This is a genomic window from Bradyrhizobium sp. Ghvi, from assembly GCF_900115265.1.
In the GTDB taxonomy this organism is placed as follows: Bacteria; Pseudomonadota; Alphaproteobacteria; order Rhizobiales; family Xanthobacteraceae; genus Bradyrhizobium.
Map to the genome: position 1 here is coordinate 510096 of NZ_FOVU01000003.1, position 20610 is coordinate 530705.

Consider the following 20610-nt stretch of genomic DNA (forward strand, 5'->3'; position numbering starts at 1 on the left):
TTGGGTCGCCGCGATGAGACGTGACGTTCAATTGTCGCAGTCAGTCAGGGATCCGGTCGGTCTTCGCGCGCGCCTCGCCGGCCAGGCGGACCAGCATCTTGCGCAATGCTGCACCATCAGTCACCCGGTCCGGAAAATCCAGCCGCAGCGCGGTCTGGCCATCCTGCATGTCGAGACCTTCGGGGTCGCAGCCGGTGCAGCGCCAGTCGCCCGCGGCCGCACCGAGCAGCTTGGTGGCGTAAAGGGTCATGGCCTCGCGATGATCGGCATTCATGTGCTCGACCGCGCCCTCCTCAGCCGCCAGCAGGTCCTCGGCGCCAGTGAGGTCCGTGAGGAACTGCTCCGGCTTGAGGTCGACGATTCGGCCAAAGCCGGCGACCAGATGGGTTCCCGTGGGCCGGATCCGGAAGAACGAGAAATCCTGAAACGAGACAAAGGCTTCGGCTGAGGGATGGGCATTGAGATACCGCCGCTGGAGCAGATCCTTCTCGTTGTCGTCCTGCTCGGCCCGGCCTGACAGCATGATCCGGGCGCCCTCCAGCGGATCGCCGGCGGCGCGCTCGTCCAGCATCAGGGAAACCCTGTTGTCGCTGAGGATATTCCTGGTGTGGACGGCCAATCGGGAGATCAGCAGGATCGGCGAGCCGTCAGGGTGGCTCGCCAGATTGACCAGGGAACAATAGGGATCGCCGCTGCCCGCCATGAGGGTTGCGAGCGCCCCCTGCCGCGAGCGCCTAAGCAGCGACTTGGCGAGCTTTGGGGGAGTGAAATCGGGGGTCGGTTGCATCGGCTTTCTCGGCTCAGGTGGTTGCAAGGCGGGCCTTTTTTCGGGTAAACCCGAACCCGGTTATGGGTCGATATGCGGCGAATCCGCCGTGTTTCGTGGAACTTGGTCACACTTCAGCCCAGCTTGCATTGCTCGGTGACACGGTTCGAACGCCAAATTCGGCACCCATGTATGCGGCGCATCACTGGATTGCTCGCCGTTTAAGCCACGACCCAAACGGAAAGCAGAAAGCAGAGGCTCATGCCCACAATCGCTTTGGTCGACGACGACCGCAACATTCTCACATCCGTCTCGATCGCGCTGGAAGCCGAAGGCTACCGCATCATGACCTACACCGACGGTGCCTCCGCGCTTGACGGCTTCCGCACCACCCAGCCCGATCTCGCCATCCTCGACATCAAGATGCCCCGTATGGACGGCATGGAGACGCTGCGCCGTCTGCGGCAGAAGTCCGACCTGCCGGTGATCTTCCTGACCTCCAAGGACGAAGAGATCGACGAGCTGTTCGGTCTCAAGATGGGCGCGGACGATTTCATCCGCAAACCGTTTTCGCAACGCCTCCTGGTCGAACGCGTCAAGGCGGTGCTGCGCCGATCGGCACCGAAGGATCCGACGGTTGCGCCGAAGGAGAACGACGCCAAGGCGCTCGACCGCGGTCTGCTGCGGATGGATCCGGAACGGCATACCTGCACCTGGAAGAACGAGCCGGTGACGCTGACCGTCACCGAATTCCTGATCCTTCAGGCGCTGGCGACCCGGCCCGGCGTGGTCAAGAGCCGCAACGCGCTTATGGACGCCGCCTACGACGACCAAGTCTATGTCGACGACCGCACCATCGACAGCCACATCAAGCGGCTGCGCAAGAAGTTCAAGGTGGTCGACAACGATTTCGAGATGATCGAGACGCTCTACGGCGTCGGCTACCGCTTCAAGGAAGCCTGAGGCGCGCGCGCCTTCACGACAGATGAGGGCTGCACCGGTTCTGATTCCATCAGAACCGGGCATGCTCTAGGATGCGGGGACCGTCGCTTTGAGCTGTCCTAACGCGGGCGTAAGCATTGCTTGACCGAACGCAGCCTGATCCGAGTTCGAACGCCGAGGAGATTGCATCCCACGGCGCATCGGACCGCGAGGACAAGCCCGCTGCGAAAGGCTGGGGGCCGCTGAACTGGCTCAAGCGCGCCGGACAGTTCTTCTTCGCGCTGTCCTTCTCCAGCCTGACCCGCCGCATCGTCTCGCTCAACCTCGCGGGCCTCGTCGCCCTGGTCGCGAGCATCCTGTATCTGTCGCAGTTTCGCGCCGGCCTGATCGACGCTCGCGCGCAGAGCCTTTTGGTGCAGGCCGAGATCATCGCCGGCGCCATCGGCGCCTCGGCGACGGTGCAGACCAACGCGATCACCGTCGATCCCGAGCGGCTGCTCGACCTGAAGCTGGGCGAGAGCTATGGCGGAATGGACGACTCGCTGGATTTTCCGATCAATCCCGAGCGCGTGGCGCCGGTGTTGAGCACCTTGATCTCGCCGACCAAGACCCGCGCGCGGATTTTCGACCCCAACGGCAGCGTGCTGCTCGACAGCCGTGACCTCGATAGTGTGCGGGGCTTTCCGCTGCCGCCGCTGTCGGAAAAGCCGGGCTTGGCCGAACGCATCATGGTCCCGGTACGGACCTGGCTGAATCGCGGCGATCTGCCGCTCTATCGCGAACTCGGCCGCGAGAACGGCAAAGGCTATGTCGAAGTGGCCGATGCGCTCCAGGGCCTGAAGCGCTCGATGGTGCGGGTCAATTCGCGCGGCGAGGTGATCGTCTCCGTCGCGGTCCCCGTGCAGCGGGCGCGTGCGATCCACGGCGCGCTGATGCTCTCGACCCAGGGCGATGAAATCGATCAGATGGTCACGGCCGAGCGCCTCGCGATCCTCAAGGTCGGCGGCGTTGCTGCCGCCGTCATGATCATGCTGTCGCTGCTGCTTGCGAGCACGATCGCCGGACCCGTGCGCCGCCTTGCCGACAGCGCTGAACGCGTCCGCCGCCGCATCAAGAGCCGCGTCGAAATTCCGGACTTCACGCGTCGCCGCGACGAGATCGGCCATCTTTCCGGCGCACTGCGTGACATGACCAGCGCGCTCTACAAGCGAATCGAAGCGATCGAGATGTTCGCCGCCGACGTCGCCCACGAATTGAAGAACCCGTTGACCTCGCTGCGCTCCGCGGTCGAGACGATGCCGCTGGCGCGCAACGAGAACAGTCGCGCGCGCCTGCTCGAAGTGATCGAGCATGACGTCAAGCGGCTCGACCGGCTGATCTCGGACATTTCGGATGCGAGCCGGCTCGATGCCGAATTGCAGCGGCAAGACGCGATTCCGGTCGATCTCAGGCGGCTCCTTGGCACGCTGGTTGCGGTGGCCAATGAAACGAAGCTCGGCCACGACGTCGCGGTCGAGGCGCGCTTCGAGGGCCGGAGCCCGACCGACACCTTCTCGGTCAGCGGCCATGATTCGCGGCTTGGGCAGGTGGTCTCCAACCTGCTCTCCAACGCACAGTCGTTTTCGGAAGCCGGCAGCAAGGTGCGCCTGACCTGCCGCCGTGTCCGCGGCGAGATCGAGATCGTGGTCGACGATGACGGCCCGGGCATCCGCGACGACGCGCTGGAGCGCATCTTCGAGCGTTTCTACACCGACCGGCCGCATCAGGGATTTGGCCAGAATTCCGGCCTCGGGCTCTCGATCTCGAAGCAGATCGTCGACGCCCACGGCGGACGCATCTGGGCGGAGAATCGCGCTGGCCCAGCGGACGAAGACGGCGCGCCGACGGTCGCGGGCGCGCGTTTCGTGGTGAGGCTGCCGGCGCTATGAGCCAAGGCAGTTCGAACGACGGCGGGCCGAGCGTTCACGCATCTGCGGTCAAGGTCGGGCCCCTGGCGGTGCTGATCCGTGGCCCTTCGGGCTCCGGCAAGTCGCGCCTTGCCTTCGATTTAATCATGGCCGGGCGTGCGGGCGTGATCGGAAGCGCCATCCTGGTCGGCGACGACCGTGTCCATCTGGCGACAGTCGGTCATGAAATTGTAGTTCGTCCCGCTCCCGCCCTCGCCGGCCTGATCGAGATTCGGGGACTTGGAATCCGCCGGTGCGACTTCGTGGAGCATGCGACGGTCGGTCTCGTCGTCGATCTCGACGCCGACGACGCCGAGCGCCTGCCGTCGCCGGAATCGCTGAAAACAGCCATTTTTGGTGTCGAGATACCGCGAATCCCCGTCTGCCGCGACTATTTTCCCCTCCCATTGGTTGTCGCGGGCTTGACCACTACCAAGAGTTAACCTCCCACTAACCCTTCGGCTGATTGTTTGAAGGGAAATGGTAACCATATGAACCCCACACTCGCGACCGAGTAGACCGGCGCAGCTCCCCTTATCCATCCGTCTAGATTCAGGGAGATACGCAACATCCCCTCTTGCGCGGGGGCTCTGGATGGTCAAAGTGGCGCGTTCGTGCGGTGCACCAAAAGCACCCGCGGGAGTTTTCCGATGATTGGTCTAGTACTTGTGACCCACGGGCGCCTTGCCGACGAATTCAAGGCAGCGCTTGAACATGTCATGGGCCCACAAAAGCAAATCGAAGCGATTACGATCGGCGCCGAAGATGATTCCGATCTCTGCCGAAGCGACATCATCGAGGCGGTTAACCGCGTCGATTCCGGCGACGGCGTTGCGATTCTCACCGACATGTTCGGCGGCACGCCGTCGAACCTCGCAATATCCTGCATGAGCCGGCCCAAGGTCGAAGTTCTGGCGGGCATCAACCTGCCCATGCTGGTGAAGCTCGCCAAGGTGCGCGAGGAGCGTCCGCTGCCCGATGCGATCGCGATGGCGCAGGAAGCCGGCCGGAAATACGTCACCATCGCCAGCCGGGTGCTCGCCGGCAAATGAGTGACGACGCGCCACAAGCGGGGACTGGCGTGCCCGCGGGCGCGATCTCCAAAGAGCTCCTGATCATCAACAAGCGCGGCCTGCATGCGCGCGCCTCGGCGAAATTCGTCCAGGCGGTCGAGCGCTTCGAGGCGCAGGTGTGGGTGACACGCGGCGGCGAAACCGTCGGCGGAACCTCGATCATGGGCCTGATGATGTTAGCTGCGGGACCCGGCACGACGATCACGGTCGCGGCCGCCGGCACCGACGCGGAAGCCGCGCTTGCGGCGATCACCGAGCTCGTTGAAAGCAAGTTCAACGAGGAAGGGGTTTAAGCCCTTCGGTCATTTTGCCGGCGCGGCGATGTAGATGTTCCAGGTCATCGACGGGCCGGCCTTGCCGTGGGTGAAGCGCCGCGTCGTCATCACCATGCGCTCGGCGTTCGGCGCGATCTCCGAGACCCATTTTTCAAACGCGGGCAGACGGCCGTCGGTCGGATCGAACACGCCGATGAAGCCGTACTTCTTGACGTCATCGAGCGACGTCAGCCCGGAGCCCCAGGCCTCGTTCGGCGTGAACGCAGCGGGATGATCGGGGCTGTAGAACACCATCGGCTGGATCGATTCCATGGTGCCGGCGACGATCGCCCAACGCGAGGCGAAGCGCGAATGCCAGGCCTGGGTCAGCTCGCGCGCGAGCTCGGAGCGGGCGCCATAGGTGGCCGTGTTGTCCATATTCGCCGCCATCTCGCGCGCGGCGATCCAGGGGGAGGCGGCAAGCGTCGCGACGCTGAGCACAAGCCAGATCGCGGTGATGTTGAACAGCACCGCGCTTTGCACGCGCAGCGCCGGAATCGCGACCAGCGCGAGCGGCGCCAGGAAGAACAGCGAGATGCCCCAATCGGTCTTCATGTAGATGCTGAAGGCAAGCGCGCCGAGCGGCGGCCCGGCGGCGACGATGATCTGGATGATCCAGATGTTCAGCGCCTGCGAGACGTTGACGCCCCGATTGGCCCCGCGTGCCCAGGCCCGCGTGACGATGCGCGAGGGAGCGCGCACCAGCAGCGTCAGCCAATGTGGCACCCACGCCATGGCAAGCGCGGCGAGCGCCACCGGCAACGCCAGCAGCGCAAGATTATGCAAGGCGTAGCCGGCCACGAGTTGATGGACGAGACCAGCATCCTCGATGCTGTAGGTGTCGCCGGCATAGGTCAACGGCACGAAATGCGCGTCCGCCAGCCATATGATATGTGGGATCATCGCCAGCACCATCGTCGCGATCGCGACCCAGGGCGCCGGCGACAGCAGGAAGCTCGCGCGCTCCGGATGGATCAGCGCGGCAAGGCCGATGGCGCCGATCATGGTCAGCACCCAATATTTGGTCATCAGCGCCAGCGCGCCGGCAAGCCCGAGCCAGACGCCGGATTGCCAGCTCCGCTTCTCGAACGAATTGAGATAAGCGAGCACGACGAGTGGCAGGGTAACGAGCTGGAGCAGATCGGGGTTGTACTTGAACCCCTTGAAATTGAAGATCGGATAGAGCGCGACCATCACCACGACCAGGAAGGCGCGCCGCGCGTCCACCACGCGCATCGCAACCAGCCAGCAGATCACCATGCCGACGCTGACGGTCGCCATTGCGAGCGCATAGGTCGCCCAGTCCGCCGCCGGGAAAACCCTGAACCAGAGCCCGGCGATCCAGCCCGACAGCGGCGGATGCTTGCCGTAGCCCCACAGGAATTTCTGGCCCCAGCCATAGGCTTCTGCGACGTCCATGTGAACGTCCTGCGCTGCCTTGAGATTGATCAGGATGAAGGTCCAGATCACCGCATGCAGGATCGCGAGCTGGATCACCAGCCAGAGCCGGGCTGAAGGGTGGGTCGCGTAGGCGACCAGCCAGGCCCGGAAGCGGTCGAAGCTCACCCGTTTTTTGACGCGCGCGCGGATGGAGGGGATCGTGGTCGTTGACATTGGCCTGGACATGGGCGCTTGCGTAGCGCGTTTTGGACCTTCGTGGAATCAGCTTGGCACGAAGAAACGCCCTGAAAATACAGCAATATGGTTGCCGCACGGGGATGTGAGTGGTATCCCGCGCCCATGACGACCGTCCCCATTTCCAACATCCGCAATTTCTCCATCGTCGCCCATATCGACCATGGCAAATCGACGCTGGCCGACCGCCTGATCCAGATGACCGGCGGCCTCTCCGACCGCGAAATGGCGGGCAAGGAGCAGGTGCTCGATTCCATGGACATCGAGCGCGAGCGCGGCATCACCATCAAGGCGCAGACGGTGCGCCTGCAATACCGCGCCAAGGACGGCAAGGATTACGTGTTCAACCTGATGGACACGCCAGGCCATGTCGACTTTGCCTACGAGGTCTCGCGCTCGCTTGCGGCGTGCGAAGGTTCCCTGCTCGTCGTCGACGCCAGCCAGGGCGTCGAGGCGCAGACGCTCGCGAACGTCTACCAGGCGCTCGACAACAATCACGAGATCGTTCCGGTCCTGAACAAGGTCGACCTGCCGGCCGCCGAGCCCGAGAAGGTCAAACAGCAGATCGAGGACGTCATCGGCATCGATGCCTCCGACGCGGTCATGATCTCGGCCAAGACCGGCCTCGGCATCCCCGACGTGCTGGAAGCCATCGTCACCCGCCTGCCGCCGCCCAAGGGCGATCGCGACGCGACGCTGAAGGCGCTGCTGGTCGACAGCTGGTACGACGTCTATCTCGGCGTCGTCGTGCTGGTGCGCGTCGTCGACGGCACGATGAAGAAGGGCCAGCGCGTCCGCATGATGGGCACGGGCGCAGCCTATGACGTCGAGCGCGTCGGCTTCTTCACGCCGAAGATGCAGCAGGTCGAGGAGCTCGGCCCCGGCGAGATCGGCTTTATCACCGCAGCGATCAAGGAAGTCGCCGACACCCGCGTCGGCGACACCATCACCGACGACAGGAAGCCGGTCGCCGACATGCTGCCGGGCTTCAAGCCGGCGATCCCCGTGGTGTTCTGCGGACTGTTTCCTGTCGATGCCGACGACTTCGAAACGCTGCGCGCCGCGATGGGCAAGCTGCGGCTGAACGACGCCAGCTTCTCCTTCGAGATGGAGACCTCGGCCGCGCTCGGCTTCGGCTTCCGTTGCGGCTTCCTCGGGCTGCTCCACCTCGAGATCATCCAGGAGCGGCTGTCGCGCGAGTTCGATCTCAACCTGATCGCGACCGCGCCGAGCGTCATCTACAAGATGAAGCTCACCGACGGCAGCGAGCTCGAGATCCACAATCCGGTCGACATGCCTGACGTGGTGAAGATCGAGGAGATCCAGGAGCCCTGGATCGAGGCGACCATCCTCACGCCGGACGAATATCTCGGCAGCGTGCTGAAACTGTGCCAGGACCGCCGCGGCTCGCAGAAGGAGCTGACCTACGTCGGCGCTCGCGCCATGGTGAAATACGACCTGCCGCTCAACGAAGTCGTGTTCGATTTCTACGATCGCCTCAAGTCGGTGTCCAAGGGTTACGCCTCGTTCGACTATCATCTCACCGACTACAAGCCGGCCGACCTCGTCAAGATGCAGATCCTGGTCAATGCCGAGCCGGTCGACGCGCTCTCGATGCTGGTCCACCGCACCCGCGCCGAAGGGCGCGGCCGCGCCATGGTCGAGAAGATGAAGGAGCTGATCCCGCCGCACATGTTCCAGATCCCGATCCAGGCGGCGATCGGCGGCAAGGTGATCGCGCGCGAGACCGTGCGCGCGCTGCGCAAGGACGTCACCGCGAAGTGCTACGGCGGCGACATCACGCGTAAACGAAAACTTCTGGAGAAGCAGAAGGAAGGCAAGAAGAAGATGCGGCAGTTCGGCAAGGTCGACATCCCGCAGGAAGCCTTCATCGCCGCGCTCAAGGTCGATAGCTGAGGCGGCCGGAGTCCGGCCGAGTACTTTGCGCCGGACCACAAATCCCGAAAACAACCCCATGCACAGTAGCCGGCGCGTTGGCGGCATTGGGGATTTCGCTTTTTTCGAAAAACACTTGACCCGTCGGGCAAAACACGGGCATGATGCCAGGATCGGAGCAGGCTCTGGGCGTTGCCTGCTACACCCCGACGGCGGCCGACGCGGGTTTTTACTGGCGCGGGCCCAATGCGTATGATTTGCTCGGGCGAGGTGACGGAGGGCACGTCGTGGTCCGCACGCGCGTCGAACGCCGGCTGGCGGCAATTCTGGCGGCAGACGTAGCCGGCTATTCACGGCTCATGGGCGATGACGAGGAAGGCACTCTTGCCGGATTGAAGGCACACCGCCGGGAGCTGCTCGATCACAAGCTCAAATCGCATCGCGGGCGCCTCATCAAGTCCACTGGCGATGGAATGCTGGTGGAATTTTCAAGCGCCGTCGAAGCAGTGAAGTGTGCCGTCGAAGTTCAACGCGGGATGGTCAACAGGAACGCAAGTATCCCTCCTGACCGACGTATTGAATTCCGAGTCGGAATCAATGTGGGAGACATCATCGAGGATGAGGGCGACATCTTCGGAGACGGCGTCAACGTGGCCGCGCGGCTTGAAGGCATGGCGATGCGCGGCGGGATTTGCATCTCCCGTCAAGTCCTTGATCAGATCGATGGCAAGCTGAAGCTGCCCTTTCGCGAGTTGGGCCGGCAGAATCTCAAGAACATCGCGCGACCGATCGAAGTGTATGCCATCGATTTGGACAAGGAGGGATCGCCCGCGAAGCGAGTCTTGTCGGCAGCCAACCTCAAGCAGGACATCCGTTATTGCCGGGCCGTGGACGGCGTGCGGCTGGCCTATGCGAAGGTGGGAAGCGGCCCGGGGCTGTTGAGATCGGCACATTGGCTTGGCCACCTGGAGTATGACTGGAACCTGCCGCTCTACCGAGATTTTCTGCTTGGGCTTGCCTCATCGTTCACGCTCGTCCGCTACGATGCTCGCGGCAACGGCCTGTCGGATTGGGACGTCGGCGAGCTCTCGCTCGACGCATGGGTCAAGGACATGGAAAGCGTCGCCGACGCAGCCGGCCTCGACCGGTTTCCGCTTCTCGGGTTCTCGCAGGGATGCGCCGTTTCGATTGCGTTCGCGGTCCGGCATCCGGAGCGCGTCTCGCACCTGATCCTGTATGGCGGATTTGCTGTCGGCGCCAACAAGAATCCAAATCTTTCGGCAGCCGATCGGGAGCGGTTTGCGGCAATGAAAACGCTGATGAAGCTGGGATGGGGCGCGGACGAGCCAACCTTCCGGCAGCTCTTTACATCCTCGATGTTACCGAGCGCCACAAAAGAACAGGTCGACGCCTTCAACGAACTTCAGCGTCTCAGTGCATCGGCGGAGTCGGCGGTACGTTACCTCGAAACGGTAGCTGATTTCGACGTCCGGCCCCTGCTCAAACAGGTCAAGGCCCCGACGCTCGTGATGCATGTCCGCGACGACCGCAGGGTTCCAATCTCTTTGGGCCGCGATATGGCCGCGGAAATTCCGGGCGCCAGATTCGTCTCGCTGCCTGGCCAAAATCACATGCTGCTCTCGCAGGATCCTGGCGCACCAATCTTCCAGGAAGAGGTGCGTAACTTTCTACTCTAGGACGGGCGAAGTTGCAGCGCGCCTGACGGAGGTCCGCTGGGCGGAGCACGGCAGACCGTATTTGCTCAACCTGAGTTCTTCGCATTTCGACCCGAAGCGGACATTCGGCCGCGATGCTGAGTTGCGGAAGGACCGACTGAGCGCTCGCGGATGGAATGGAGGAGACATGGCCGTGTCGGTCAGCCCGCGTCGCCGCTCTGGGCCTCGCCCTTCGCTTGGAATATTCTCTGTTGCGAGCAAGCAACACACTTGACGAAACGATAAGGCTTTGGCCGGCCTGCCACTGGGGATGGGCTCATTGCGTCGACCTTGGCCTCATCTCGGTGATAGCCTGCTTTGCAGGGTGAACCGATGCATCGGCGGCTACAGGTATTTCTTCCGATCGTCTTACTCACGCTGGTGATGCAGATCCTGGCGCCGATCGCGGCGTGCTGGGCCACAACTCTTGCACTTGCGGATCCGCTGCAGTCGGCGGGCATTTGCCACACCGACGCGACCTCCGGGCCGGGCGATCAGGATCGCGAGCGATATGCTCATAATGGGCTTTGCGCGGTCTGCGTCACCCATGCAAGGACGGCCATCGACGCGCCGAAGCCTATCGCCATCACCTACCTGGCTCGTCAGTTCCAGCCAATCGTTTGGATCAACGCGGAGCTAGCATGCTCATCGTCCCGCGTCGGATCGAACGCCCAGGCGCGTGCGTCCCCGTCGTTGGCGTGAGCTTGGCGGCCAAAGCCGTCGCACATGCACGTCAATTTACGGAGATCTTCTATGTCCATTTCTCACGTGCGTGCGGGCCTTTGGGGCGCGGCAATCGTGCTCATTCCTTTATCCGGAAGCGTCGCCCACGAAATCGTTGGCAATCGCTTCTTTCCAGCAACGCTCGGCATCGATGATCCGGGCGTGAATGATGAGTTGTCGCTTCCGACGGTCGATAGTTTCAAAACGGGCGACGTTCCGCCGATCCGACAACGCGACATATCGGCCGAATTCTCCAAACGCATTACCGAGGACTTCGCGATCTCCTTTGGGACAACCTACACTTTTCTCGGCCCGATCGATCCGACCGTACCCGGTGCCAATGGATTTCAGAATCTGGAGACCACATTCAAATATCGCGTCTTCAAGGATCCCGTGCGTGAGTTCGTGATGTCAGTCGGCCTCAGCGTCGAATGGGGTGGTACCGGTGCGGAAAACATCGGCGCAGATTCGTTCAACACCTACACGCCGACCATCTATTTCGGAAAGGGCTTGGGCGATCTTCCGGATACGGTCTCGTGGTTGCGGCCCCTCGCCATTACTGGTCAGGTCGGCTACGCGATCCCCGCCCGGAACTTCACCACGACGTTCGGCATCGATCCGGACACAGGTGCGTCGACCATGGACACTGAATTTCATCCACGGGTGCTAAACTGGGGCGGCACCATCCAGTACAGCATGCCCTATCTGAAATCTGCCGTGGTCGATCTCGGGCTACCGGATTTCGTCAATCACCTTGTTCCGCTGGTCGAAGCCACATTGCAGACGCCTGTAGCAAACACTCTCACGTCGGGCACGACGACCACGGGCACGATTAATCCCGGCGTGATCTGGGTCGGCAACAAGTTCCAGATCGCCGCGGAGGCGCTGATCCCGATCAACCGGCAAAGCGGCACAAATGTCGGTTTCATCGCTCAGTTGCATCTGTATCTCGACGATATCGATCCGCGCGGCATCGGCAGGCCGATCTTCGGCAGCACCGTTCAGCCGGCCAGCGCATTTACGAGGAATTGACGGATGCGAATTCAATCATCGACCTTTTTCGTGATCCCGTTACTGTTGCTGCTTGCCTCGGGTGAAGCCGGGGCCCACGCGACGCTCGACCATGCTGAACCTCGGGTCGGCAACAAAGTCGCAAGCCCACCACATGAGGTCACACTCACTTTCACCCAAAAACTGGAGCCGGCGTTTAGTTCAGTCACGGTCACTGGTCCTTCCGGACAGCGTGTCGACGTCGGCAAGGCGCGCGTTAGTGGCAACCAGATGTCGGTCTCGGTGAAGGGCGTCGGCGCCGGCACTTATCACGTAAATTGGCGCGTGCTATCCGTGGACACCCACACGACCGATGGGAGCTTCACCTTCCAGGTCGGTCCATAGAGGGCAGCCACGGTGGACTGGTCCGCAGCAGGAGCGCCGCTCATTGCGGCGCGCGCCGTACATTTCGCGGCTACAGCGATGACGGTCGGGAGCATTATTTTCGGCGTCTTCATCGCCAAGCCTGTCCTGCGCCATCACATCGCGGCGGCTATTTCGTTCCGGCGTCGGACGCGGCCGACTATCTGGGCCTCCCTTGTCTTGGCGGCAATCTCCGGTGCGTTTTGGCTGTTGCTGGAAGCGGCATCGATGAGCGGAATGCCCCTCGAAAAGGCTGTGACCGCAGACGTGCTATCGACCGTCGTCGGCGAAACACAGTTCGGTGAGGTGACGACCATTCGCGCAGGTTTTGTAATCTGCCTGGCAGCCTGCCTCGTCTATGACCGCGCGGTAACTACACAATGGCTTGGGCTCGCGGCGGCCGTTGGGTTTGCCTGCAGCCTTGCCTGGACAGGCCATGCGGGCTCAACGATTGGTGTAGAAGGGTATCTGCATCTCGCGGCGGATGCACTGCATGTGGTGGCCGCGGCGGCCTGGATCGGCGGTCTCGCGTCGCTGATCGCTTTCCTGACGACCACGCAGATACATGACGACACATCGCTCGCCCGCGATGCCGTCGGAGGGTTTTCGACCCTTGGCGTTGTCAGCGTGGGAGTCGTCCTGCTCACCGGCGTGGTAAACGCTGCAATTTTGGTTGGCTCTCTGCACGCACTCGTCGCGACCGAGTATGGGCGCGTTCTGACACTCAAAATCGGATCGTTCGCGGCAATGCTCGCCTACGCTGCTATCAATCGATTGCGCTTGACGCCGCAGCTCGCTTTTATCGGACAAGAGCAATCGTCCGTCGCGCTTCGTCGACTGATCCGGAACAGTGCGATTGAGACAGCACTCGGATTGGGCATTCTTGTGATGGTCGGTGTGCTCGGAACCTTGCATCCGGCTATTCACCTTGTCGAGCCTGAAAGCTCTTGGTGACCAGCGACTGTTGCGGCCCCATCGGTGGTGGCGCACCACGTGCGATGATCGCCATTAACGTTCGATTGTGGACCATGTGCGAAGTTGCAGCGCGCCTGACGGAGGTCCCGCTTAGCGGGACACAGCAGACCGTGTTTGCTCAACGCGAGTTCTTCGCATTTTGACTCGAACCTGACCGTTGGAGGTCACCGATCATGATCGCGTTTCTCAACATAACGGTACAGCGTGATCACAGCGATGGCCGGTATCCCCGAGAAGGCTGCTACTAGGAGACCAACAAAACCAAGGTGTTCGCATCTTTGCTTCCACCGAGAAGCAGGGTAGCCACCGCCATCGATACAGCGACCATTCCAACAAGCTTAGCAAAAGACTTCGCGTTCACGAGCCCGATCCCCGAGATGGATGATCACTCACCCGCATGCCAACCACAGAATTGATAATCTCAAATAACTCATGTCTGGTGGGAAAACCGGGCGTTAGACCGGGCTTGCCCGACCGCCGCTTATGACCCGGGGCGGAAGGTATTAGAACATGCTCATTCAGTTTCAAGAGAGCCTTGCAAGAACATCGTATCGTGGTCCCCATACAAACTGATGATGGAGCCGCCTATCGCGACGGGCCAGCAGTCAAAACGAGGAAGAAACTTATCCCAGCCACGGCAAAGTTTGTTGCCAGCGACCCACCACTTACCAGAGTAGACCTGTTTGCGTGCTTCGCCTTTTTGCAAAGACGCCGTACCGTCGGTGGCGAAGCGCATGAAGTACGGCCCGTCGAGAGCCGTTTCAGCGTAGCGGAGAGTTTTGCCGGGTAGAGAGCCCTTCAGCAGGTCAGCCGAGGCCAAGACTGCTGTTGCAACGGACGTATCGGGGCCGATGTCATCGACGCGCGCAGCCGATAGTATCAGCCAAAGCAGCCTGCCAATTTGAAAGTCGCTCACCCATGGCCAGTGCTCCCGCTCCATATCAACCAGGTGCACGATGACAATGTCTTGGGCCGGAAGCACGAAAAGATATTGCGAGCCGAAGCCCAAGGCATAGAACGTGCTCTTTGGCAAAGACACCGTGGGTGCCCAGTCGCTGGCAAAGCCCGACCACCACAAGTAGCCATATCCTCGACCCGGAAAAAGCTCGCTGTGCGGCTTTGCTCGCGGCTTGACGCTATCCTGAACCCAATTGGCGGGAACGATCTGTTGTTCATTCCAACGGCCATCGCGCAGGTAGAGCAGGCCGAAGCGCGCGAGATCGCGTGCACTGAGGCGAAATCCATAGTGCCTGTGGTTGGAAACCCTTGTCTCGCCGTAGTAGCAAGCTTCTACACTGAAATCTTGCATTCCGATGGGGTCGGCGATGCGTTGTTTAAACGAGTTGAAGATGCCCGCCCCGGCCACTTTTTCGTAAATTGACCCAGCGGCGTTGAAGTCCCAATTGTTGTAATACCAGAACTCACCCGGGGCATGACTGCCGCGAGGTGGCCGCTCTGCCCCCACAGCCGGAGGCTCCAGATCGATCGCGTGATAGACTCCCGAGCGAGACGTCAGAAGGTCGGCAAGCGTGGCTTGCATTTCGGTGGGCGTTAGGCCGGGTGCCTTATCGTCGATCCCGAGCTGACCAAGCGTATCCGAAAGCTTGACCTGTCCTTCTTCAATAGCGATCCCTAGCAGCGCACTTAGCAAGCTCTTGCGTACCGACGCGACATCCAGCCTACGGTGCGTGTCGCCCCACTCGGCGACCACGCGTCCATGATCAACTACCATAACGGCGCTTGAGCCGCTCGCCGCCGAATAGATGCGGGCTTTCTCAAGCAAATCCTCCGACCAACCTGCTACCTTAGGCTCTACGGCTTCCCATTGAGGTATGGGGTACGCCACGTTTGAAGACCTCGACTCTTGAGCTTCAGTGATACCGACGCAAGCGAGGCCCAACGCAATGAGGCAAATGGACCTGGTCATGCGCTGTAGTTTAGTCAGGCCGTCGATCTCAATCTTTACAGCAAGCGCTGCCCCGTTGTGAGATGACTGTTTCACGCGCGGCTCCATTTTGGAGCGACCGCAACGCACATCCGATGCATTGTCAGAACAGATCGACTTGCCCGTGGTCGCACGCGCAGGGTCATTCAGGCGACGTCCATCGTCAAGCGAGAGGCAAGTATAAGAGCTAAGCTGTGGGCCGTCTTTACACCTGCGGGAGTTGCAACTACACTAACTGAAATTGAATTTTTGCGATGCTCTCCGAGTAGTCATCTTATGGCCATGTGCGAAGTTGCAGCGCGCCTGACGGAGGTCCCGCTTAGCGGGACACAGCAGACCGTGTTTGCTCAACGCGAGTTCTTCGCCTTTTGCCCCAATGCGGACCTTCACTAGCAGGATCTCGCGCACGCGCCGATCAGGGGCAGGTGGCTCGGCCGGGATCCCTGCCGGCATAACGAACCCCACGCGGCGAATCGCCGAAGCGAGCTCGGAACAAGCGATTGAAATGCGAAACATCCGAGAAGCCTACCTCCAGCGCGATATCGGAAATTAGCTGCGCGCCGACGCGCGCCTCGGTCAACAGTTTGAACGCAAGTTGGAGACGTAGCTCATTCACGTGCCCGGTGAATGATGATCCTGATGAGGCCATCAGGCGCTGCAGATAGCGAGGTGAAATGCCTTGGCGATGGGCGACCTCCTCGACACTGAGCCCAGGCTTCTGAAAGTGTGCCGCGATGTAGTCGAGTACGGCGCTGTGGCGCGCGGTCACGACCGCACTCGCATCGCTCTCGCCCAAGGGCGCGCACTCGCTGACCGCGAGCGCAACAAGATCACAGGTGTGAGCTGCGACCGCATCACGCAGCTTGGGGGCGGCCAGAGCCCCCTCCTTGAATGCTGACTTCAGATAGGCCATGAGGAGGCGGAGTGGTTCATTTCGCTGAGGAAGCGGCCGCATGGCGAGGCTCTCGATGTCCGTCACGCGCTGCGCAAGCGCCTCGCGCGGTACCGCCAGGCCAAATAGCATTCCGTCGATATAGGTGACGGTAGCGGGCTCCGAATGCAGAATCGAGGTTGCGTCGCCAGCGCAAAGCTCGACGTCCCGGCCGCGCTGCGACAAACGACTTTTGCCGCGTAAGCAAACGATGAGGCCGATCGAGTCGTCGCCGTCTGCAAGGCTCGCCCGCAAGCGCTTGAAGCGCATGGGAGAGCCTTTCAATGCGAGCGTGCGTAGACCCGGGAGCGCTTGCAATGTTGCGTCAGCTTGAAACGGAACGTTCGTTAGAGGTTCGATGTCGACGTGAACTATCCCCCGCACAAACCTCTCGCGCCATAGTGGAAGTCGCATCCGCTCCGGATACTCGCGCGTCGAGAATCGATGCGATACGAAACTGGCTGCGTCCGTAGACATGGGGACCTCCAGCCTTGATGAGCCACTGGGTCAAATGCTGCGGCAGACCAGCTGCCGGTATCCGCATTTTGCAATTCGCGCACCGACAGTCTCGTCAGGTACGCAGGATTCCAAGAAGCTACTTCATTTGTCTGCTAGTCTCATTCACCTGTGACTGATGCTGATGTGAACTGGCTCACGTGGCGACCAGAAAATTACGGCAATTTTTGATTGCAAACGCCGCGAGCAAAATATCTCCTTGAAGAGGAGATGATTGTGAGAGCTCTATTTCAAATTGCTGCCATCGAATCCAGTTTGAACATTCCTGGCAGGCTGCAAGACCAGATCGCACTTTCTAACATTGCTCGCGATGATCGGGTCATCGGTCCGCGAGCAGAAGTTCCGCGGAACAACACTGTCCTCTGATCCGGCTTCCTATCGTGACCTAATCGCCGCATCACCTTTAAGGTTCGTCGGACCCAGAACACTTCCCGGCACTCTTCCTTTTTAGCTGCCGGATGAAATGCTCGAAATCTGTCGCATGGGACGTCGACCGTGGTGATCAGGAGAGGTTCGATCATGTCCACCATACTCGACATGCTTTATCGCGAGTACTGCCGGGCCCGCCTCACCGAAATGCGAAAACAACTTTTGATACGGGGCGTTGGCGACAAAATCCTTGAAGCGCCTTGCGAGGACGATGATCCTCCCGACTCTGGCGCTCGGAGGAGTAGCTGGGCGACGAAGGACCTCCATCATCCATAGGCTAGCCGGAGCGCGTCGTCGACGCCATGAGGCATGAGCGCGGGCCAACCGATGGACGATCGAACTCAAACCTCGACGCGATTGTTCGGCGAAACTCCGCCGGAGTTCAGGGCGGACGGCCGCGATCTGCGTATCGATGTCTGTCGCGGGATCGCGTTATGGTGGATCTTTCTCGATCATGTTCCCAACAACATCGGGGCCTGGCTGACACCCCGCAACTACGGTTTCTGCGATGCCGCCGAGATCTTCATGTTCCTCTCGGGCGTGACCTGTGCGCTGGCCTACGGCAGGACGCGTGAGCGCAAGGGCTGGAGCGGTATGATCGGCCGTTCGCTGCGCCGGGGATGGGACATCTACTCGGCGCTTCTACTGCTCACACTCGCTTGCGCTATTCTGGTCTACCTTGCGGGCAGCGATGATCTCGCCGACGTGAGCAATACGCGAATTCTGCTCGAACGTCCGGGCGCGACGCTTGCGCACGCCGCAATACTGCAATACCGGCCTGTCAACACTGACGTCCTGCCGGTTTTTGTGATTTTTCACGTGCTGTTCGCGCCGCTGCTGTGGCTGCTGCTGCGAGCGCCGAACGTCACGCTTGGGGTGTCCTTGTTGCTCTACGCGCTCGTCCACGTTTTTGGTTGGAGAGTTCCCGCCTGGCCCAACGGCTTCTGGTTCTTCAATCCGCTGGCCTGGCAGTTTCTGATCGTGCTGGGCGCATGGTGCGTCATTGAGGGAACGAAATTCCGGCCGTGGCTGATGTCCCCCTTGACGCTTGTTCTGGCCGTTCTCTATCTGGTTTTGGGCTTGGTCCTTGCGCAGAGTTGGAGCATCACGCCGCTGGTCTCGCAAAGTTTGAGGGACCTGCTATTTCCCCTGGATAAATCGAATCTCAGTCCGATACGGCTGCTGCATTTTGTGGCTCTTGCAATTGTGGCGCTACGATTCATTCCTCGGAATTGGGAAGGGCTATCGACGCGGGTGCTGAGCTGCGCGAAGTGCTGTGGCGAGAATTCGCTGCCGATCTATTGTTTCGGCGTCCTTATGGCGCTCGCCAGCCAACTTACGATGCTCGACCTCTCGGAGGGGGTTGCGATGCAGATCGTGGTTAGTGTTGCCGGAGTGCTGATGATGATCGTCGTCGCGCGGTTACTGAACGCGATCAACATCCCGCGCGAGCGGAAGTCAGCGGGGACGCAGTCGATCGGGATAGTTCCGCCGGTTCGCTAGACTGGTCACAATCACAGCTTTCGAGCAATGATCTCCACGGGGGCGATCCGGCCATTAGAAATGCCTTCGCTCGTATTGCGGACCATTTCAGGCATCGCTCAGAGCGTTTTGGCTGATCGGGTCGCGGGAGTGAACGCCGTCGAAAGCTGAATAGCCGCTGTTGGCGCATCAGCGAAGTGCCGCCCTCGCCATGCAACGCGCCGTCAAAATCATCATTGCCCGAGTTGTTGAAGCACTGCGAACCACAACGCCAGCGGTTCTCTGAGTGCCCCCGGCTCGGACGGCTTCTGGCGAACGGCCGTGTGCACCATGACGAGCTTTGAGGCTGGATCGACCAGGATGACCTGACCGCGGATGCCGAGCAGCGCAAATCTGCGCTGCTCGCCGGGGAGGATCCACACCTGGTAGCCGTAGCCGAAATAGGGAGTGGCCACGCGCGGAGCGAGATGGCCATCGCTCGGCCTGACGGTCGTGGCATCCAACAGCCATTGCCGCGGAATCAGCTGACGACCTTCCCATGCGCCGTCGTGCGCGAGCAACCGGGCGAAGCGCGCATAGTCGCGCAAGGTTGCGTTGAAGCAGCAGAAAGCGATTTCCTGCCCGCTGCCGTCGATCGCCCATGAGGCATCCGCTTCCGTGCCGATGGAGTCCCAGATCCGATCGTGGAGATAGTCGGCCACCGGCGAGCCCGTGGCCGACCGCAGGACCAGACCGAGGATTTCGGTTTCCACGCTTGCATAGTGCCATCTGGTCCCCGGCGCCGCCGCTCGGGTGTTGAATTGCGCGACGATGGCGGCAGGATCTTTTGTTTGTTCGACGAACAGGGCTCGCCCAAGCCGGGCAATATCGTCGTGCCCATCATAGACCTCCGAGAACTCGACGCCCGAAGACATGTTCAACAAGGCCCGGATGGATGTGTTTCCGTATTCCGTTCCTGCCAGGCCAGGGACGTAAGTTGAGACGAGGTCGTCGATCGACTTGATCCGTCCCTCCGACACCGCAATGCCGACCAGCATGGAGACCAGCGTCTTGGCCATCGATTGCGAAAGGAACCGGTCGTGGTCGGTCCGCGAATATTGATAGTGCTCGTACAGGATGGTGTCGTCCCTGGCGATCAGGAGTCCCGTCACCGGGTTGCGGTTGAGGTAATCGGCGATGGTCAACCGCTCCGTGCCGAAACTGTAAGTGATCGAAGGCTCCGGCGCGCGTTTGAATTGCCAAGGCGTCGATGCGCGGCCGACCGGGCGCGAGGGAAAAAGCTCGCCGAAATGGCTGTAGACCCCGACGAGCTTGTCGAGCTGTGTGGTGGTCGCCCGCGTGCCAATCGGATAGCCGGAAGCCGCGCCGTAGAGATCGGCCTCGGGGCCGCTATCCGAAAAAACAGGTCCCGCTTCACCGGGAGAGCTTCGGATGTCCTGCGCACAGGCCAACGGCGTCCAGATCGTGGAGATCAGAACGACGGGCAACGAAAGCCTGCGGCGACCGCGCGGGCTGCAGAGCGCTTCCCGGCCCATTGGCTTCTCCCACGTTCTTGCGTGTGCCCTTATGAGAACGATTTCGCAGGCTCGAGACGAGAGGCAGGCTATCACCAGAGGTCTACGGTGTCAGCATGGAGGCTGAGAGCGAATGCGCGCCGCGCGATTGCAGTTGGCTCTGCTGGCATCGTCGTCATCATGGCTTGAATGCTCATGAAGCCGCATCGGAAGACTTATGCATCAAGAGATCCGAAGCAGCTGCGAGACGATGATGATGCGCAACGCCCGTAGATATACGGGAAGTGCATCGGCATAGGGCTTTACGGTTGCACCACTTCGCGCGAAGCGCGATTTGAGCGTGTAACGAAATCCAATCGCTCTTCGGGGCTGAAAATTCGTTCTGATTCATAATC

General features: G+C 61.2%; 16 protein-coding genes and 1 pseudogene. 12 read left to right on the forward strand and 5 right to left on the reverse strand.

Going from position 1 to position 20610, the window contains the following annotated elements; genetic code table 11:
• Positions 1-40 precede the first annotated feature (40 nt).
• Positions 41-787: a HugZ family pyridoxamine 5'-phosphate oxidase gene (locus BM374_RS13640; protein ID WP_092292826.1), complete on the reverse strand. Its 747-nt coding sequence runs from the start codon at positions 785-787 to the stop codon at positions 41-43.
• Positions 788-1027: 240 nt separating this feature from the next.
• Between BM374_RS13640 and BM374_RS13645 the strand changes: the two genes are divergently transcribed.
• The 5 genes and pseudogenes from BM374_RS13645 (at position 1028) to BM374_RS13665 (ending at position 5020) form a co-directional block, all read left to right on the forward strand.
• Positions 1028-1729 carry a response regulator transcription factor gene (locus tag BM374_RS13645; RefSeq protein WP_027535781.1) on the forward strand — a complete coding sequence of 234 codons (702 nt, stop codon included), beginning with the start codon at positions 1028-1030 and terminating at the stop codon, positions 1727-1729.
• Positions 1730-1845: 116 nt separating this feature from the next.
• On the forward strand, positions 1846-3636 hold the full coding sequence (locus tag BM374_RS13650) for a sensor histidine kinase (protein WP_177248279.1): 1791 nt from the start codon (positions 1846-1848) through the stop codon (positions 3634-3636).
• Positions 3633-4094 (forward strand): annotated as a pseudogene (locus BM374_RS13655) (HPr kinase/phosphorylase); the annotation flags it as partial. The gene BM374_RS13650 and the pseudogene BM374_RS13655, both read left to right, overlap by 4 nt.
• Positions 4095-4304: 210 nt before the next feature.
• Positions 4305-4706, forward strand: coding sequence for a PTS sugar transporter subunit IIA (locus BM374_RS13660; RefSeq protein WP_007597752.1), 402 nt, complete (start codon positions 4305-4307; stop codon positions 4704-4706).
• Positions 4703-5020: an HPr family phosphocarrier protein gene (locus tag BM374_RS13665; protein WP_092292830.1), complete on the forward strand. Its 318-nt coding sequence runs from the start codon at positions 4703-4705 to the stop codon at positions 5018-5020. The genes BM374_RS13660 and BM374_RS13665 overlap by 4 nt, the downstream gene beginning before the upstream one ends.
• Before the next feature lie 9 nt (positions 5021-5029).
• Here the strand turns inward: BM374_RS13665 and BM374_RS13670 are convergent, their stop codons facing one another.
• Complete coding sequence (locus BM374_RS13670; RefSeq protein WP_092292832.1) at positions 5030-6655, reverse strand: glycosyltransferase family 39 protein; 1626 nt, start codon at positions 6653-6655, stop codon at positions 5030-5032.
• Positions 6656-6781: 126 nt separating this feature from the next.
• Here BM374_RS13670 and lepA point away from each other — a divergent pair, with 126 nt between their 5' ends.
• The 6 genes from lepA to copD all read left to right on the forward strand — a co-directional run bounded on the left by lepA (position 6782) and on the right by copD (position 13377).
• Positions 6782-8593, forward strand: a complete 1812-nt coding sequence (gene lepA / locus BM374_RS13675; protein ID WP_092292834.1) for a translation elongation factor 4 — start codon at positions 6782-6784, stop codon at positions 8591-8593.
• Between the two features lie 266 nt (positions 8594-8859).
• Positions 8860-10269, forward strand: a complete 1410-nt coding sequence (locus BM374_RS13680) for an alpha/beta fold hydrolase (protein ID WP_092292836.1) — start codon at positions 8860-8862, stop codon at positions 10267-10269.
• A gap of 336 nt (positions 10270-10605) precedes the next feature.
• A complete protein-coding gene (locus tag BM374_RS13685; RefSeq protein ID WP_143270183.1) occupies positions 10606-10989 on the forward strand; it encodes a DUF2946 family protein in 384 nt (127 codons plus the stop codon).
• Positions 10990-11040: 51 nt separating this feature from the next.
• Positions 11041-12042: a hypothetical protein gene (locus BM374_RS13690; RefSeq protein ID WP_092292840.1), complete on the forward strand. Its 1002-nt coding sequence runs from the start codon at positions 11041-11043 to the stop codon at positions 12040-12042.
• A 3-nt stretch (positions 12043-12045) separates the two neighbouring features.
• Positions 12046-12405, forward strand: a complete 360-nt coding sequence (locus BM374_RS13695) for a copper resistance CopC family protein (RefSeq protein WP_092292842.1) — start codon at positions 12046-12048, stop codon at positions 12403-12405.
• A gap of 12 nt (positions 12406-12417) precedes the next feature.
• A complete protein-coding gene (gene copD, locus BM374_RS13700; RefSeq protein WP_283807080.1) occupies positions 12418-13377 on the forward strand; it encodes a copper homeostasis membrane protein CopD in 960 nt (319 codons plus the stop codon).
• Between the two features lie 535 nt (positions 13378-13912).
• Here the strand turns inward: copD and BM374_RS13705 are convergent.
• Positions 13913-15400: a serine hydrolase domain-containing protein gene (locus BM374_RS13705; protein ID WP_177248280.1), complete on the reverse strand. Its 1488-nt coding sequence runs from the start codon at positions 15398-15400 to the stop codon at positions 13913-13915.
• 358 nt (positions 15401-15758) lie between these two features.
• A complete protein-coding gene (locus BM374_RS13710) occupies positions 15759-16751 on the reverse strand; it encodes a helix-turn-helix transcriptional regulator (RefSeq protein ID WP_092292848.1) in 993 nt (330 codons plus the stop codon).
• Positions 16752-17546: 795 nt separating this feature from the next.
• Here BM374_RS13710 and BM374_RS13720 point away from each other — a divergent pair.
• Positions 17547-18722, forward strand: a complete 1176-nt coding sequence (locus tag BM374_RS13720) for an OpgC family protein (RefSeq protein WP_092292852.1) — start codon at positions 17547-17549, stop codon at positions 18720-18722.
• 212 nt (positions 18723-18934) lie between these two features.
• Here BM374_RS13720 and BM374_RS13725 read toward each other — a convergent pair whose 3' ends face one another.
• On the reverse strand, positions 18935-20236 hold the full coding sequence (locus BM374_RS13725; protein ID WP_177248281.1) for a serine hydrolase domain-containing protein: 1302 nt from the start codon (positions 20234-20236) through the stop codon (positions 18935-18937).
• Between the last annotated feature and the right edge of the window lie 374 nt (positions 20237-20610).

Coding starts and splice junctions, on each gene's coding strand:
- BM374_RS13695 (WP_092292842.1), top strand. CDS start 12,046: ATGCGAATTCAATCATCGACCTTTTTCGTGATCCCGTTACTGTTGCTG.
- BM374_RS13670 (WP_092292832.1), bottom strand. CDS start 6,655: ATGTCAACGACCACGATCCCCTCCATCCGCGCGCGCGTCAAAAAACGG.
- BM374_RS13720 (WP_092292852.1), top strand. CDS start 17,547: ATGGACGATCGAACTCAAACCTCGACGCGATTGTTCGGCGAAACTCCG.
- BM374_RS13665 (WP_092292830.1), top strand. CDS start 4,703: ATGAGTGACGACGCGCCACAAGCGGGGACTGGCGTGCCCGCGGGCGCG.
- BM374_RS13690 (WP_092292840.1), top strand. CDS start 11,041: ATGTCCATTTCTCACGTGCGTGCGGGCCTTTGGGGCGCGGCAATCGTG.
- BM374_RS13645 (WP_027535781.1), top strand. CDS start 1,028: ATGCCCACAATCGCTTTGGTCGACGACGACCGCAACATTCTCACATCC.
- BM374_RS13710 (WP_092292848.1), bottom strand. CDS start 16,751: ATGTCTACGGACGCAGCCAGTTTCGTATCGCATCGATTCTCGACGCGC.
- BM374_RS13660 (WP_007597752.1), top strand. CDS start 4,305: ATGATTGGTCTAGTACTTGTGACCCACGGGCGCCTTGCCGACGAATTC.
- BM374_RS13640 (WP_092292826.1), bottom strand. CDS start 787: ATGCAACCGACCCCCGATTTCACTCCCCCAAAGCTCGCCAAGTCGCTG.
- lepA (WP_092292834.1), top strand. CDS start 6,782: ATGACGACCGTCCCCATTTCCAACATCCGCAATTTCTCCATCGTCGCC.
- BM374_RS13725 (WP_177248281.1), bottom strand. CDS start 20,236: ATGGGCCGGGAAGCGCTCTGCAGCCCGCGCGGTCGCCGCAGGCTTTCG.